12 protein-coding genes are annotated in these 14179 nt (G+C 64.7%); 8 read left to right on the plus strand and 4 right to left on the minus strand.

Annotated elements, in window-relative coordinates:
* Positions 1 to 5: 5 nt before the first annotated feature.
* Both metH and G3N59_RS18815 read left to right on the plus strand, forming a co-directional pair.
* Complete coding sequence (gene metH / locus G3N59_RS18810) at positions 6 to 2723, plus strand: methionine synthase (protein ID WP_205984135.1); 2718 nt, start codon at positions 6 to 8, stop codon at positions 2721 to 2723.
* 280 nt (positions 2724 to 3003) lie between these two features.
* Positions 3004 to 3219 (plus strand): acid-shock protein, encoded by a 216-nt coding sequence (locus tag G3N59_RS18815; RefSeq protein WP_205984136.1) that lies wholly within the window; start codon positions 3004 to 3006, stop codon positions 3217 to 3219.
* Between the two features lie 99 nt (positions 3220 to 3318).
* Here the strand turns inward: G3N59_RS18815 and G3N59_RS18820 are convergent, their stop codons facing one another.
* Complete coding sequence (locus G3N59_RS18820; RefSeq protein WP_205984137.1) at positions 3319 to 3645, minus strand: DUF1840 domain-containing protein; 327 nt, start codon at positions 3643 to 3645, stop codon at positions 3319 to 3321.
* A gap of 343 nt (positions 3646 to 3988) precedes the next feature.
* Here G3N59_RS18820 and argS point away from each other — a divergent pair, with 343 nt between their 5' ends.
* The 5 genes from argS (at position 3989) to G3N59_RS18845 (ending at position 10223) form a co-directional block, all read left to right on the plus strand.
* On the plus strand, positions 3989 to 5773 hold the full coding sequence (gene argS, locus G3N59_RS18825) for an arginine--tRNA ligase (RefSeq protein ID WP_205984138.1): 1785 nt from the start codon (positions 3989 to 3991) through the stop codon (positions 5771 to 5773).
* Positions 5774 to 5913: 140 nt separating this feature from the next.
* Positions 5914 to 6801: an SPOR domain-containing protein gene (locus G3N59_RS18830; RefSeq protein ID WP_241023567.1), complete on the plus strand. Its 888-nt coding sequence runs from the start codon at positions 5914 to 5916 to the stop codon at positions 6799 to 6801.
* Between the two features lie 120 nt (positions 6802 to 6921).
* Positions 6922 to 7575: a thiol:disulfide interchange protein DsbA/DsbL gene (locus tag G3N59_RS18835; protein ID WP_205984140.1), complete on the plus strand. Its 654-nt coding sequence runs from the start codon at positions 6922 to 6924 to the stop codon at positions 7573 to 7575.
* Positions 7576 to 7589: 14 nt separating this feature from the next.
* Entirely contained in the window at positions 7590 to 8363 is a 774-nt protein-coding gene (locus tag G3N59_RS18840) for an SDR family oxidoreductase (RefSeq protein ID WP_205984141.1), read from the plus strand.
* A 252-nt stretch (positions 8364 to 8615) separates the two neighbouring features.
* Complete coding sequence (locus tag G3N59_RS18845; protein ID WP_205984142.1) at positions 8616 to 10223, plus strand: ABC transporter substrate-binding protein; 1608 nt, start codon at positions 8616 to 8618, stop codon at positions 10221 to 10223.
* A 78-nt stretch (positions 10224 to 10301) separates the two neighbouring features.
* Here G3N59_RS18845 and G3N59_RS18850 read toward each other — a convergent pair whose 3' ends face one another.
* The gene (locus tag G3N59_RS18850) at positions 10302 to 11441 is read right to left on the minus strand and encodes a hypothetical protein (RefSeq protein WP_205984143.1); all 1140 of its coding nucleotides are present in this window, start codon (positions 11439 to 11441) and stop codon (positions 10302 to 10304) included.
* 5 nt (positions 11442 to 11446) lie between these two features.
* The gene (locus tag G3N59_RS18855) at positions 11447 to 12553 is read right to left on the minus strand and encodes a hypothetical protein (RefSeq protein ID WP_205984144.1); all 1107 of its coding nucleotides are present in this window, start codon (positions 12551 to 12553) and stop codon (positions 11447 to 11449) included.
* 389 nt (positions 12554 to 12942) lie between these two features.
* On the opposite strand from G3N59_RS18855, the gene G3N59_RS18860 reads away from it, so the two are divergent.
* Positions 12943 to 13233 carry a hypothetical protein gene (locus tag G3N59_RS18860; RefSeq protein WP_205984145.1) on the plus strand — a complete coding sequence of 97 codons (291 nt, stop codon included), beginning with the start codon at positions 12943 to 12945 and terminating at the stop codon, positions 13231 to 13233.
* A 28-nt stretch (positions 13234 to 13261) separates the two neighbouring features.
* Here G3N59_RS18860 and fabI read toward each other — a convergent pair whose 3' ends face one another.
* On the minus strand, positions 13262 to 14041 hold the full coding sequence (fabI, locus tag G3N59_RS18865; RefSeq protein ID WP_205984146.1) for an enoyl-ACP reductase FabI: 780 nt from the start codon (positions 14039 to 14041) through the stop codon (positions 13262 to 13264).
* Positions 14042 to 14179: the final 138 nt, after the last annotated feature.

The following is a 14179-nucleotide window of genomic DNA, read 5'->3' on the forward strand; positions in this document are numbered from 1 at the left end:
CGACCATGACTGACCATACCCTGCGCCTCAGCGGCCTCGAACCCTTCAACGTCACCGACGGCACGCTCTTCATCAACGTCGGCGAGCGTACCAACGTGACCGGCTCGAAGGCGTTCGCGCGCATGATTCTCAACGGCCAGTTCGACGAGGCGCTGGCCGTCGCGCGCCAGCAGGTCGAAAACGGCGCGCAGATCATCGACGTCAACATGGACGAGGCGATGCTCGACTCCAAGGCGGCGATGGTGCGCTTCATGAATCTGATCGCCTCCGAGCCGGACATCGCGCGCGTGCCGATCATGATCGACTCGTCGAAGTGGGATGTGATCGAAGCGGGCCTGCAGTGCGTGCAGGGCAAGGCCATCGTCAATTCGATCTCGCTCAAGGAAGGTAAAGAGCCGTTCATCCACCACGCGAAGCTGATCCGCCGTTATGGCGCGGCGGCCGTCGTGATGGCTTTCGACGAAACCGGCCAGGCCGACACCTTCCAGCGCAAGACCGAGATCTGCAAACGCTCGTACGACGTGCTGGTGAACGAAGTCGGCTTCGCGCCCGAAGACATCATTTTCGATCCGAACATCTTCGCGGTCGCCACGGGGATCGAGGAGCACAACAACTACGCGGTGGACTTCATCGACGCCACGCGCTGGATCAAGCAGAACCTGCCGCACGCGAAGATCAGCGGCGGCGTGTCGAACGTGTCGTTCTCGTTCCGCGGCAACGATCCGGTGCGCGAGGCGATCCACACCGTATTCCTCTACCACGCCATCCAGGCGGGCATGGATATGGGCATCGTCAACGCCGGCCAGCTTGGCGTGTATGCCGATCTCGACGCCGAACTGCGCGAGCGCGTGGAAGACGTGGTGCTCAACCGCCGCGACGACGCCACCGACCGTCTGCTGGAAATCGCCGACAAGTTCAAGACCGGCGCGGCGAAGAAAGAAGAAAACCTCGAATGGCGCAACCAGCCGGTCGAGAAGCGTCTGGCGCACGCGCTCGTGCACGGCATCACCAACTTCATCGTCGACGATACCGAAGAAGCGCGCGCGAAGATCATGGGTGACGGCGGCCGCCCGATCAACGTGATCGAAGGCCCGCTGATGGACGGCATGAACATCGTCGGCGACCTGTTCGGTCAGGGCAAGATGTTCCTGCCGCAGGTGGTGAAGTCGGCGCGTGTGATGAAGCAGGCGGTCGCGCATCTGATCCCGTTCATCGAGGAAGAAAAGCGTCTGCTGGCCGAATCGGGCGCGGACGTGCGCGCGAAGGGCAAGATCGTCATCGCCACCGTGAAGGGCGACGTGCACGACATCGGCAAGAACATCGTGTCGGTGGTGCTCCAGTGCAATAACTTCGAAGTGGTCAACATGGGCGTGATGGTCCCGTGCAACGAGATTCTCGCGAAGGCGAAGGTCGAAGGCGCGGACATCATCGGTCTGTCGGGTCTCATTACGCCGTCGCTCGAAGAGATGGCCTACGTGGCCAGCGAAATGCAGCGCGACGATTACTTCCGCGTGAAGAAGATTCCGCTCCTGATCGGCGGCGCGACCACCTCGCGCGTGCACACGGCCGTGAAGATCGCGCCGAACTACGAAGGCCCGGTTGTGTACGTGCCGGACGCGTCGCGTTCGGTGTCGGTGGCATCGAGCCTGCTGTCCGACGAAGGCGCGACGAAGTACATCGACGAACTCAAGAGCGATTACGAGCGCATCCGCGACCAGCACGCCAACAAGAAGGCGCTGCCCATGGTCACGCTCGAAGAGGCGCGCGCCAACAAGACGAAGATCGACTGGTCGGGCTTCGAACCCGTGAAGCCGAAGTTCATCGGCCGCCGCGTGTTCAAGAACTACGATCTGAACGATCTGGCGCAGTACATCGACTGGGGTCCGTTCTTCCAGACCTGGGATCTCGCTGGTCCGTATCCGCAGATTCTCAACGACGAGATCGTCGGCGAATCGGCGCGCAAGGTGTTTTCGGATGCGAAGTCGATGCTCTCGCGTCTGATCCAGGGCCGCTGGCTGCAGGCGAATGGCGTGATTTCGCTCTTGCCCGCCAACACCGTCAACGACGACGACATCGAGATCTACACCGACGATACGCGCACCGAAGTCGCCATGACCTGGCGCAATCTGCGCCAGCAGTCGGTGCGTCCGGTCGTGGATGGCGTGATGCGCCCGAACCGCTCGCTCGCCGACTTCATCGCGCCGAAGGATTCGGGCAAGGCCGATTACATCGGCATGTTCGCGGTCACGGCGGGCATTGGCGTCGACGTGAAGGAAGCGCAGTTCGAGAAGGATCACGACGACTACAGCGCGATCATGCTCAAGGCGCTGGCCGACCGCTTTGCGGAAGCCTTCGCCGAAGCCATGCACGCGCGCGTGCGCCGCGACCTCTGGGGCTACGCGGCCAGCGAAACGCTCGACAACGACGCGCTGATCGCCGAGAAGTACGCGGGCATCCGTCCGGCGCCGGGCTATCCGGCCTGCCCGGACCACCTCGTCAAGCGCGATATGTTCGACGTGCTGCAGGCGAACGAGATCGGCATGAGCGTGACCGAATCGCTGGCGATGCTGCCGGCGGCGAGCGTGTCGGGCTTCTACCTCGCGCACCCGGACAGCACGTATTTCTCGGTCGGCAAGATCGGCCAGGATCAGCTCGCCGATTTCGCGCAGCGCATGGCGCTGTCCGCCGACGACGCGCGCCGCGCGCTCGCGCCGCTGCTGTAACCCGCGCGGGCGCACTCGCGCCTGCGTTCACCCTGCTCCATCTCCGTCGGGCCGTGCATCGTCGCAACGGCCCGACGCATCGACGCAACATTCCCGACATACGCCATCCGCTAGCCTGAATATTTCGCGCACGGAATTTTTCGGCTTTGTAAGATGGCCGCGCATCACCCAGAGCCGCACGCGGCGGCCCGTTCCGGCGCCGCGCCGGTTCTCATCAGCAAGTCCTTAAAAAGCCAGATCGAAGAGCAAACTCGAAGCAACCTCGACGGAGAACAATCGTATGAAGAAGCTGATGTTGATGTTGACCGCCTTCGGCGTCGCTGCGCTCGCGCAGCCGTCGTTCGCCCAGCCGGCCTCGGCGCCGCACGAGTCCAGCGCGGTGTCGTCGTATTCGGCGCCCACCGAAAAGCACGTGAAGAAGCCGAAGAAGAAAAAGGTCAAGAAGGGTGCCGCATCCGCCGCGCAACCGGCCGAGCCGATGGCAGCCAGCCAGTAAGCACGAACTGAAGGGCAAACTGGCCACGCCATGCAAAAGAGCCCGCAGACGATGCGGGCTCTTTGTTTTACTGCTGGCCGGTTTCAGTGGCGGCGCGCTTCAGACGCCCCACATGATGTCGTTGTCTTCTTTCTTCGCCGCGCGCAGCATGTCGAGGAACGGGAACGCGCGCTGGGCAAGACCCGGCGGCAGTTCATGCGGCTCGCGGCCTTCTTCGCCTTCGTGGAAATGGCCTTCGTGCTCGGCGCGATCTTTTTTATCCACGGCGATGGCCGATTCGAGCTTGCTGATGGCGGTGTCGAGTTCGTCGTGCATGATGACGCCGCGCTCGCCCAGCCGCTTGCCGATGATGCCGAGGAGATATTGAGCGAGGCTGTCGAGCATCAGCACGTCCGGCGACGCGTGGCATTTGAAAGTAACCAGCATGTCTGTTCCCTTTTGATTTTCTAAGATGAGCGCGTTCGAGCCGGACGCTCGCGCGGCCCGTGACCGCAGGCCTGCGCGCAACCGGCGAGCCCAATGCTGCAAGGAGCCGGGCGGCCGCGCTTGCCGGGCTTCTCATTTCACATATTAGCACCTGCTAAAATCCGTCTGAACGGAATTACCCGCAGGGCGCGGCACGCCCGCCCGTCAGGCCGCAGCGCCATCGCTGGCGCACGCCTCGCGCGCTCGCAAAGCCCGCCCGCACCCGAATTCGACGGCAAGCGCCGCACCCGCGACCACGCGGCCGGCCCCGCACCCAACTACCCGCACAGGACCTGCAACAAGCATGCTGCCCGCACAGAAACACACCCTGGAGACTCTGCTCGCCGACGCCGTCGCCCAGGTGGCGAAGGCCACCGAAGGCGCCACCGAAGCCGCATTCGTCGTGCCCGCCATCGCGCTCGAGCGCCCGAAGGTCGCCGCGCACGGCGACGTCGCCTGCAACGTGGCGATGCAGCTCGCCAAGCCGCTGCGCGCCAACCCGCGCGCGCTGGCCCAGCAGATCGTCGATACCGTCAAGGCGCTGCCCGCCGCAGCCGGCCTGATCGCCGACGCCGAAGTCGCCGGTCCCGGCTTCATCAACCTGCGCCTGAGCGCCGAAGCCAAGCGCTCGGTCCTGAACGCCGTGTTCGCCGAAGGCGCCGCGTTCGGCCAGTCGCAGCGCGACGCCGGCAAGCACGTGCTGGTCGAGTTCGTGTCGGCCAACCCCACGGGTCCGCTGCACGTCGGTCACGGCCGCCAGGCCGCGCTCGGCGACGCCATCTCGAACGTGCTGGCTTCGCAGGGCTGGGGCGTGCACCGCGAGTTCTACTACAACGACGCGGGCGTGCAGATCGGCAACCTCGCCGTCTCCACGCAAGCGCGCGCCCGCGGCTTCAAGCCCGGCGACGCCGAGTGGCCCGAAGCCGCCTACAACGGTGAATACATCGCCGACATCGCACGCGATTACCTCGCGGGCGAAACCGTCGCGGCCAAGGATGGCGACCCCGTCACGGGCGAGAAAGACCCCGAGAACCTCGAAGCGATCCGCCGCTTCGCCGTCGCGTATCTGCGCCACGAGCAGGATCTGGATCTGCAGGCCTTCGGCGTGAAGTTCGACCGCTACTACCTGGAATCGTCGCTGTACACGGAAGGACGCGTCGAGAAGACCGTCGAGGCGCTGGTCGCTTCGGGCCAGACCTACGAGCAGGACGGCGCGCTGTGGCTCAAGACCACCGACTACGGCGACGACAAGGACCGCGTGATGCGCAAGTCCGACGGCACCTACACGTACTTCCTGCCGGACGTCGCCTACCACGTCACCAAGTGGGAACGCGGCTTCACCAAGGTCATCAACATCCAGGGCTCGGATCACCACGGCACCATCGCGCGCGTGCGCGCGGGCCTGCAGGCCATGGGCGTGGGCATTCCGAAGGGCTACCCCGACTACGTGCTGCACAAGATGGTCACCGTCATGCGCGACGGCCAGGAAGTGAAGATCTCCAAGCGCGCGGGCAGCTACGTGACGGTGCGCGACCTGATCGAATGGTCGGGCGGCGCGAATCCGGGCAGCGAAGTCGCGCCCGATCTGCTCGACGAAGCGACCATCCGCCGCGGCCGCGACGCTGTGCGCTTCTTCCTCATCTCGCGCAAGGCCGACACCGAATTCGTGTTCGACATCGACCTCGCGCTGAAGGAAAACGACGAAAACCCGGTGTACTACGTGCAGTACGCGCACGCCCGTATTTCGTCGATTCTCGGCGACTGGCAAGGCAAGCACGGCGGCAACCTCGCCGCACTGCCGACGGTCGATCTCTCGCCGCTGTCGAGCGAGCGCGCCCTCGCGCTCATCGCGAAACTCGCCGAATTCCCCGACATGCTCACGCATGCCGCCGCGGAACTCGCACCGCACGCGGTGGCCTTCTACCTGCGCGAACTCGCGGCTGAATTCCACTCGTTCTACAATGCCGAACGCGTTCTCGTGGACGATGCCGCCGTGCGCGATGCTCGCGTCGCGCTGCTCGCGGCCACGCGCCAGGTGCTGGCGAACGGCCTCGCCGTGATCGGCGTCTCGGCGCCCGAGCGCATGTAACTGGGCCAGCGGCTACGTCAGCCGGCCCGCGCGGCAGCCGTCGCGCGGGCGCTCCGTCCAACACGCATGACGACATGTTTGGGGCGTGCCCGCCTGGGCGCGCCATTCCGGAATACTCTTGTTTGCAGGTGATTCAGACGATGGCACAACCGATTGCAAAAGCGCGCCGCACGATAAAACCGCAGTCGAAACAGTCCGGGGGTACGTTTCTCGGCGTCGTGCTGGGCCTGATTGTCGGCCTTGCGATCGCCGTGGTGGTGGCGCTCTACATCACGCGCTCGCCCACGCCGTTCGTCTCGAAGGTCGCGCCGCCGGCCGCTTCCGACGCCAGCCAGAGCGAGCAGTTCGATCCGAATCGCCCGCTGCAGGGCAAGTCGCCGGGCCAGCCGGTCACGCCGCAAGCCGCACAGAGCACGCCGCCCAACACGGCGCCGGGCCAGACCACGAACCAGTCGCAGTCGTCGGGCATGCTCGACGAACCGCAGATCGTCGAAGTGCCGCCTTCGGGCAATGCTGGCAACACCGCGCCGGGCAATACCGATAACGGCAACGCAGCCGCGAACAACGGCGTTGCGGTCGCACCGAAGCCCGCGACCGGCGACACCGGCACGACCATCGCGAAAAAGCCGCAGCCGCCGCAGCAGCAGCAACCGTCGAGCCAGGCGAATCAGGCACTCCAGCAGTTCGCCAACAATCAGCCGATCAAGACGCCGAACGCCGCCAACAACGCCGCGCCGGCCGCCAAGCCCGCGCAGCCGGGTTCGGCCGCACCGACGGCGGGCGACGCCAACACCGGCTACTTCCTGCAGGTGGGCGCGTACAAGACCTCGGGCGATGCCGAACAACAGCGCGCGCGCCTCGCGTTCCAGGGCTTCGAATCGAAGGTCACGCAGCGCGATGCAGGCGGCGTCACGTACTTCCGCGTGCGTATCGGGCCGTTCTCGAAATTCGACGACATGAACTCGACCCGTCAGCGTCTGTCAGATGCCGGGATCGATACCGCCGTCATCCGCTTCACGAAGCAGTAATCGCGAAGACTGGACGCCGCGCGCGTTCGACACAAATCTCAACATTCGCACGCCGCGCGCCTCGCGCCGGCGTGCAGCCTGGCCGGACGCCGCCGGCCCTGTTCACTGGAACAACACGCTATGAAACGCATTCTCGGAACGCTTCTGATCTCGCTCTCGATGCTCGCCGGTGCGGCGCACGCATCGTCGGCCGCTCCCGTGGCCGGCAAGGAATACACGGTCCTCAAGCAGGCCCAGCCGCTCGACGTGCCCGCTGGCAAGATCGAAGTGATCGAATTCTTCTGGTACGGCTGCCCGCACTGCAACGCATTCGACCCGTTCCTCGAAAGCTGGATCGCCAAGCAAGGCCCGGATGTCGTGTTCAAGCGCGTGCCGGTCGCGTTCCGTGACGATTTCGTCCCGCATTCGAAGATGTACTACGCGCTCGACGCGCTGGGCCTCGCACAGAAGCTCACGCCGGCCGTGTTCCACGAAATCCACGTGAACAAGAACTACCTGCTCACGCCGGAAGACCAGGCCAAGTTCCTCGCGACGCAAGGCGTCGACGCGAAGAAGTACATGGACGCGTACAACTCGTTCTCGACGCAAAGCGCGCTGCAACGCGACAAGGGCATGCTCGACGCGTACAAGATCGACGGCGTGCCGACCATCGCGATCCAGGGCAAGTATGAAACCGGCCCGGCGCTGATGCAGGTTTCCGAAGACAAGGCCGAACCCGCCACGCTGCAGGTGATGGACTTCATCGTTTCGCAGATCCGCGCGAAGAAGATGTGAGCGCGCGCGCCGGTATGACTCAAGCCCTGAAGGTTTTCATCACCGGCGCGTCGAGCGGCATCGGCGCCGCCCTCGCCGCCGAGTACGTGCGGCGCGGCGCCATCCTCGGACTGGTCGCACGCCGCACGGAAGCGCTCGAAGCGTTTCGCGCGGCCCATCCGCAACATCCCATCTCGCTCTATAGCGCCGACGTGCGCGACGCCGAGGCGCTCGCCGCCGCGGCGCTCGCCTTCGTGGCGGAGCACGGCATGCCCGACGTGGTGATCGCCAATGCCGGCGTGAGCCGCGGCGCGCTCACCGGTCACGGCGAGCTGTCCACGTTCCGCGACGTGATGGACACCAACTACTTCGGCATGGTCGCCACCTTCGAGCCGTTCGCGCAGGCGATGGCCGAAGCGAAGCGCGGCACGCTGGTCGGCATCGCGAGCGTGGCGGGCGTGCGCGGACTGCCGGGCTCGGGCGCGTACAGCGCGTCGAAGGCGGCGGCGTTCGCCTATCTCGAAGCGCTGCGCGTGGAAATGCGGCCGTTCAAGGTGCCGGTCGTGACGATCGCGCCCGGCTACATCCGCACGCCGATGACCGCGAAGAACCCGTACCGCATGCCCTTCCTGATGGACGCCGACCGCTTCGCGGCCCGCGCCGCCGACGCCATCGCGCGCGGCACCACTTTCGCGGTGTTTCCGTGGCCGATGCGGGTGGTCGCGAGCCTGCTCGGCGCCCTGCCGCGCTGGCTCTACGACCGCGCTTTCGAACGCGCGCCGCGCAAGCCGCGCACGGTCGAGCAGTAAAGTCGTTTTCGCGCAGCGCGGCGCTTCTCATGCGCCGCGCATCGCTTTCAGGCCGCACGCTCCGCCTGAATCGCCCCGCCCCGATCGCACCCTATATGGGTATGCCGATTAAATTGTTGTCTGGGCAATTTCCCTTCGATAAGCTTTCCCCGATCGGGCCCCGTGCGCGGCACGCCGAAGCCGCCTGCGCGCAACCCGGCCCTTCGCAGTCACCTCTCGCCAAACCCGGCTAAACGGACCAACGGAGATCCCATGCGCTTCACCTCGCCCGCTCCCGTGCTCGCCGCTGCGCTTTGCGCGGCCCTCGCCTGCGCGGCCACGCCCGCGCTCGCGAAACCGCTCACGGTCTGCACGGAATCGAGCCCGGACGGCTTCGACGTCGTGCAGTTCAACTCGCTCGTGACGACCAACGCCTCCGCCGACGTGATCTTCAACTCGCTGGTGTCCTACGACGAAGCGCAGAAAAAAGTCGTGCCCGCCCTCGCGCAATCGTGGGACGTGAGCAGCGACGGCCTCACCTACACCTTCCATCTGCGCCCGAACGTGCAGTTCCAGACCACCGAATGGTTCAAGCCCACGCGCACGCTCAACGCCGACGACGTGGTCTTCACCTTCGAGCGCATGCTCGACGACAACAACCCGTGGCACAAGGTAGCGGGCGCGAGCGGCTTCCCGCACGCGCAGTCGATGGGCCTCGCGAAGCTCGTGAAGTCGGTCACGAAGGTCGATGCGAACACGATCAAGTTCGAACTCAACGAGCCGAACGCCACCTTCCTGCCGATCCTATCGATGGGCTTCGCGTCGATCTATTCGGCCGAGTACGCAGATCAACTGCTCAAGGCGGGCAAACAGGTCGATCTGAACGCCAAACCCGTGGGCACCGGCCCGTTCGCGCTCAAGAGCTACACCAGGGACGCGGTGATCCGCTATGACGCGAACCCGAGCTACTGGGGGCCGAAGCCCAAGGTCGATCGCCTGATCTACGCGATCACGCCCGACGCCGCCGTGCGCGCGCAGAAGGTCAAGGCCGGCGAATGCCAGATTGCGCTCTCGCCCAAGCCGCAGGACGTCGCCGATGCGAAGACCGACAAGGCGCTCAAGGTCGTGCAGACGCCCGCTTTCATGACCGCTTTCGTCGCGCTCAACACGCAGAAGAAGCCGCTCGACAACCCGAAGGTGCGCCAGGCGCTGAACCTCGCGTTCGACCGCACGACGTATCTGAAGACGGTGTTCGACAACACCGCCACGCCCGCGACCAACCCGTGGCCGCCCACCACCTGGGGCTATGACAAGTCGATCCAGGCATATCCGCATGACATCGCCAAAGCGAAGCAACTGCTCGCCGAAGCCGGCGTGCCCAACGGCTTCTCGACGACGATCTGGGTGCGCCCGAATGGCAGCGTGCTCAATCCGAACCCGCGCGCGGGCGCCGAACTGCTGCAGGCCGATTTCGCGAAGATCGGCGTGAAGGCGGAGATCAAGGTGATCGAATGGGGCGAGCTGATCAAGGAAGCCAAGCAGGGCCAGCACGACACGCTCTTCATGGGCTGGGCGGGCGATAACGGCGATCCGGACAACTATCTCTCGCCGCTCTTTAGCTGCAATGCCGTGCAATCGGGCATCAACTTCGCGCGCTTCTGCGATCCGCAACTCGACAAGCTGATTACCGAAGGCAAAGCGAGCGCCGATCAGGCGAAACGCACGAAGCTCTACGACGCCGCGCAGAAGATCATTCACGATCAGGCGCTGTGGATTCCGCTCGGCTATCCGACCGCTTCGGCCATCACGCGCACCAACGTGAGCGGCTATCAGGTCAGTCCGTTCGGCCGCCAGAACTTTGGCGCGGTGAGCGTGCAGTAAGAGCGCGTTGCGTTCGTTAGCGAAAAAGCCGGGACATGTCCCGGCTTTTTTATTGCTGCGCAGATGGGTGTGCGCGGCTCAACGCAGGACCGGCACGCCCTTCACGGCGCTGCGGATCGCATCGGCGGCCTGACGCCACCATGGCGTGCCCACGCGCCGGCGCGCGTCCCAGGCGTGATCGTGCAGCGCCACGGCGCGCCAGTGATCCGCGTGCGACTGGAAACGCGCCACGCCGAAACTATCGGGCGCTTCGAACAGATCGAAATACGCACGCCGATAATGCTCGACGAGCGTGGCTTCGTCGTAATACGTCTCCATCCAGCGGCGCGACGCCTGGCCGATCTCGTCGCGCAGCCGTTTGTCGCCCAGCAGCGAGCGCAGGACGGGCTCCGCGTCCTCCAGCCTCACATCGAGCCACGGCAACTCCACCGCGCCCGTGAGCGCGCGCAATTGGGCCTGCACGCGCGCATCCAGATGGCCGACCACCGGCTTGCCCTGTGCCAGCGATTCGAGCCCGCTGAGGTGATAGTTCCCGGTCACGCATTCGTCGACAGCCAGCGCCGCGTGCTGCTTCAGGCGCAAACATTCGTCATGCGGCGTGTTCACGATCGCGCGCAAGCGGCACAGCCCCTTGCGTTCGAGACGGCGCAGCAGCGCCAGCGTCTGCGGCGCGCCCTTGGTCTCCCAGCGTTTTTTCCAGGCGCTCGCGCCGCCGCTCGGCGCATAGACGACGATGGGCGGACCGTCATCGGCTTCCGGCGCGGGGCGGTAGCGTTCGTCGTGCAGCGGCACGAGATTGGGCACCACGCGCGCGAACGGATAGTAGCGCTCGGGCCCTTGCGCGATCACGAGTTGCGGCACCGGGTCGGTGACGATGCGCGTGAGCAGTTCGCGATCGTGCTTCGCCCACAGCGCGGGCGCCGAGTGGTATTGGCGGATCAGCTTGCGCGTGCCGAAACGGCGCGGCAGATCGGCGCCGAACGTCTCTTCGAAGGCGAAATGCTGATGCAGATGGATGACGTCGGCGGCGTCGATGGCCGCGAGCGCTTCGTCGCGCTGCGTGCGCCAGTCGATATCGACGGCAAAGGTGCGCGTGCCGTAAGCCTGCGTGTTGAAAACGACGTGGCGCGCTTCGATGTCCGTGTGCCGGTTGAGCGCCGCGACGATGTTGCCGGGACTGCCCGCCACCGGCGTATTCGAAAGATGAACGACCCGCATGGCGTTCAGGCGAAAGCCAGCACGGCGTCGCGCAGATCCGCGCCTGCCCGCGCGCGGCCCGTTTCCCTCGCGCGCTTCGCGGCAGCCTGCACGAGCGTCTGCCAGCGCAGCTTGGGGAAAATATCGTCGCCCAGCGCGCTGTCCAGCGAGAGGTTGCGCACATCGACGCCGCGCCGTGCGAGCAGCGCGGCCGCATGACGGAACGACGGTTCGATGAAATCCGCGAAGTTGTCGTCGAGATAACTGGGCTGCATGTCGGTGGCCGATTCGTAGAAACGCGGCGTGCGTTTCGCGGCGCTCAGATCGACGCCATGCAGATAAAGCCGCTTGAAACCCAGCGCGGCCAGCACTTGCAGGCCTGCGTACGCCACCGTGCGGCCGTCGAATACGCCGCGACGCACATCGAGACTGAAACCGAGCGGCTGCGGCGTATCGAAAAGCGCGAGCGAGCGCGGGTCGTAAAGCGCGCGCAATTCGCGCGGCGAGGGCGCGCGACGGCCGGCGGGAAACAGCATGTCGTCGAGCAAAAATACGCGACAACGGATGCGCTCGATCCCGAAACGCTCGGCGATATGCCAGAGCACGATCGGCGTGGCGAACAAGGTGAGCGGCTCGTTGATCACGCGCTCGACCAGATCGGGCCGGTTGCGCACGAAACCCGTATCGACAATGCAGTAATAGTCGAAACGCACGCCTTGCTGCGCTGCCAGCGCAATCGCGCCATTTACGCCGAGCACGCGTGCCATTGGCAGTGCCCGGTAATCGATGGCATTCACCGACGGACCCGTGGCGATCAAATGACATTCGCGGGTTTCGGGCGCGGCTTCGCTTGTGTCTGCGAGCAGATTGGGCAGATCGTTCACGCACGCGATCTTGCGCCCGCGAATGCGCATGCCCGTGAGACGCCCTGCTGCGTCGCGATCGAGCGCCACGCCATGCGCGAGACGTTCGTTATGTCGCCACGCGCGCGTATGCGTATAGCGATAAAGCAGCTTGAAAAACGTGTTGCCGACACGTTTTATTGGCGATTTAGTTGCACACGCAACTTGCCTGCCACTCTGCTCGCGCACATCTGCATGCGCCGAATGCGTAGCGTTGCCTTCGGTAACCATTGCTCTGCCTTGCAACGAAGCGAAGCCGGCGGCTTCGCATCACATTAAAGCGCGAGTCTAGGGTGTTTGATCGTTACAAAGGTTACATGCGAGCCGCTTGTTATTACTGATATTTACGGGTTATTGCGTTTTCTGTATGAAAGCCACTCGTAACGCACTGCCGCAATGCGCAAAAAATTGCTTCAACGCACGCGCCCGCGGGGATTTCGCGGAATCCCCGCAAAGCCGCGCCCAGCCTTGAATACATAGGGACGCATGACACTTCCAAATGTCTTCGATCCCTTACTGATCTGCTTCATGTCGAGATCATTGTTGCAGATTCGTAATTTACAGCCCGCCGCGGCACGCTAGATTGGAGTCGTCCATTCATCGAACGCCAGGAGGCTCGAATGAACAAGAAACTCATCGCCGCATTGGGTGCGGGCGCAACGATTCTCGCCATTTCGCAAACCGCGACGGCGGGTGTTTCAGTGGGATTGAATGTCGGCGCGCCTATGCCGGTTTATGCCGCGCCGGCTCCGGCCTACGGTCCGACCTATGTCGATTGGCGCGACGATCGCCGCTGGCAGGAACGCCGCTGGCACGAACATCAATGGCGCGAACGCCATTGGGACGATCATCGCTGGGGCGGCGACCGCCGCTGGGATAATCACCGTGACGACGGTTACCACCGCTGGTAACCGGCCGATCCGAGTGGGTTGTAAAGCGCTACGCCATGATGTGCGCGCCGCCGTCGACATAGACCGTATTGCCGGTCAGACGGCGGGCGTAGCGTGTCGCCAGATAGGCGGTGGCGTAGCCCACATCCATGATGTCGACCAGTTCGCCGAGCGGTGCACGCTCGACCGCATCGGCGAGCATGCGGTCGAAATCAGGCAAGCCGGACGCCGCACGCGTCTTGAGCGGCCCCGGCGACACCGCATGCACGCGAATGCCAAGCGGCCCGAGCTCGTAGGCCAGATAGCGGCATGACGCTTCCAGCGCCGCCTTCACCGGCCCCATCAGGTTGTAGTTCGGCACGACGCGATTCGCGCCGTCATAGCTCATGGCGAACAGCGTGCCGCCGTGATTCATCAGCGGCACCGATCGCTTAGCCATCCGAATGAACGAATGACACGATACATCCATCGCGTAAGCAAAACCTTGCGCCGATGAGTCGAGGAGACCGCCTTGCAAGTCCGCCTTCGGCGCGTAGGCGATCGAATGCAGCATGATGTCGAGCGAGCCCCACTGTTCGCGCAGCGCGTCGAATACGGCTTCGAGTTGCGCGTCGTCTTCGACATTGAGCGGCAGCAGCATCTTCGCGCCTAGCTCCTGCGCGAGCGGCTCGACGTAGGGCTTCGCCTTGTCGTTGAGATAGGTGAGCGCGAGTTCCGCGCCGAGTTCGGCGAACGCACGCGCGCAGCCATAGGCGATCGATTCCGCGTTCGCCACGCCCGTGACCAGGGCGCGCATGCCGGCAAGCGGACGGTCGGGAGGAGTCTGCATGGCTGACCTCGTTGCGCTGGTTACGCTGATTGCGCTGATTGCGCTGATTGAATAACGATCACGACGCAGCGACCACTCAGGGCCGCTGCGTCTGCGTCGCGGATACCGCTTTATGCGCTCACTCGCCCGCGCGCGATG

The sequence above is a fragment of the Paraburkholderia sp. Ac-20340 genome (assembly GCF_017104965.1).
Taxonomy (GTDB): Bacteria; Pseudomonadota; Gammaproteobacteria; order Burkholderiales; family Burkholderiaceae; genus Paraburkholderia.

Excerpts from the sequence above, each read along its gene's own strand:
- metH (WP_205984135.1), top strand. The coding sequence starts at position 6 with ATGACTGACCATACCCTGCGCCTCAGCGGCCTCGAACCCTTCAACGTC.
- G3N59_RS18815 (WP_205984136.1), top strand. The coding sequence starts at position 3,004 with ATGAAGAAGCTGATGTTGATGTTGACCGCCTTCGGCGTCGCTGCGCTC.
- G3N59_RS18820 (WP_205984137.1), bottom strand. The coding sequence starts at position 3,645 with ATGCTGGTTACTTTCAAATGCCACGCGTCGCCGGACGTGCTGATGCTC.
- argS (WP_205984138.1), top strand. The coding sequence starts at position 3,989 with ATGCTGCCCGCACAGAAACACACCCTGGAGACTCTGCTCGCCGACGCC.
- G3N59_RS18830 (WP_241023567.1), top strand. The coding sequence starts at position 5,914 with ATGGCACAACCGATTGCAAAAGCGCGCCGCACGATAAAACCGCAGTCG.
- G3N59_RS18835 (WP_205984140.1), top strand. The coding sequence starts at position 6,922 with ATGAAACGCATTCTCGGAACGCTTCTGATCTCGCTCTCGATGCTCGCC.
- G3N59_RS18840 (WP_205984141.1), top strand. The coding sequence starts at position 7,590 with ATGACTCAAGCCCTGAAGGTTTTCATCACCGGCGCGTCGAGCGGCATC.
- G3N59_RS18845 (WP_205984142.1), top strand. The coding sequence starts at position 8,616 with ATGCGCTTCACCTCGCCCGCTCCCGTGCTCGCCGCTGCGCTTTGCGCG.
- G3N59_RS18850 (WP_205984143.1), bottom strand. The coding sequence starts at position 11,441 with ATGCGGGTCGTTCATCTTTCGAATACGCCGGTGGCGGGCAGTCCCGGC.
- G3N59_RS18855 (WP_205984144.1), bottom strand. The coding sequence starts at position 12,553 with ATGGTTACCGAAGGCAACGCTACGCATTCGGCGCATGCAGATGTGCGC.
- G3N59_RS18860 (WP_205984145.1), top strand. The coding sequence starts at position 12,943 with ATGAACAAGAAACTCATCGCCGCATTGGGTGCGGGCGCAACGATTCTC.
- fabI (WP_205984146.1), bottom strand. The coding sequence starts at position 14,041 with ATGCAGACTCCTCCCGACCGTCCGCTTGCCGGCATGCGCGCCCTGGTC.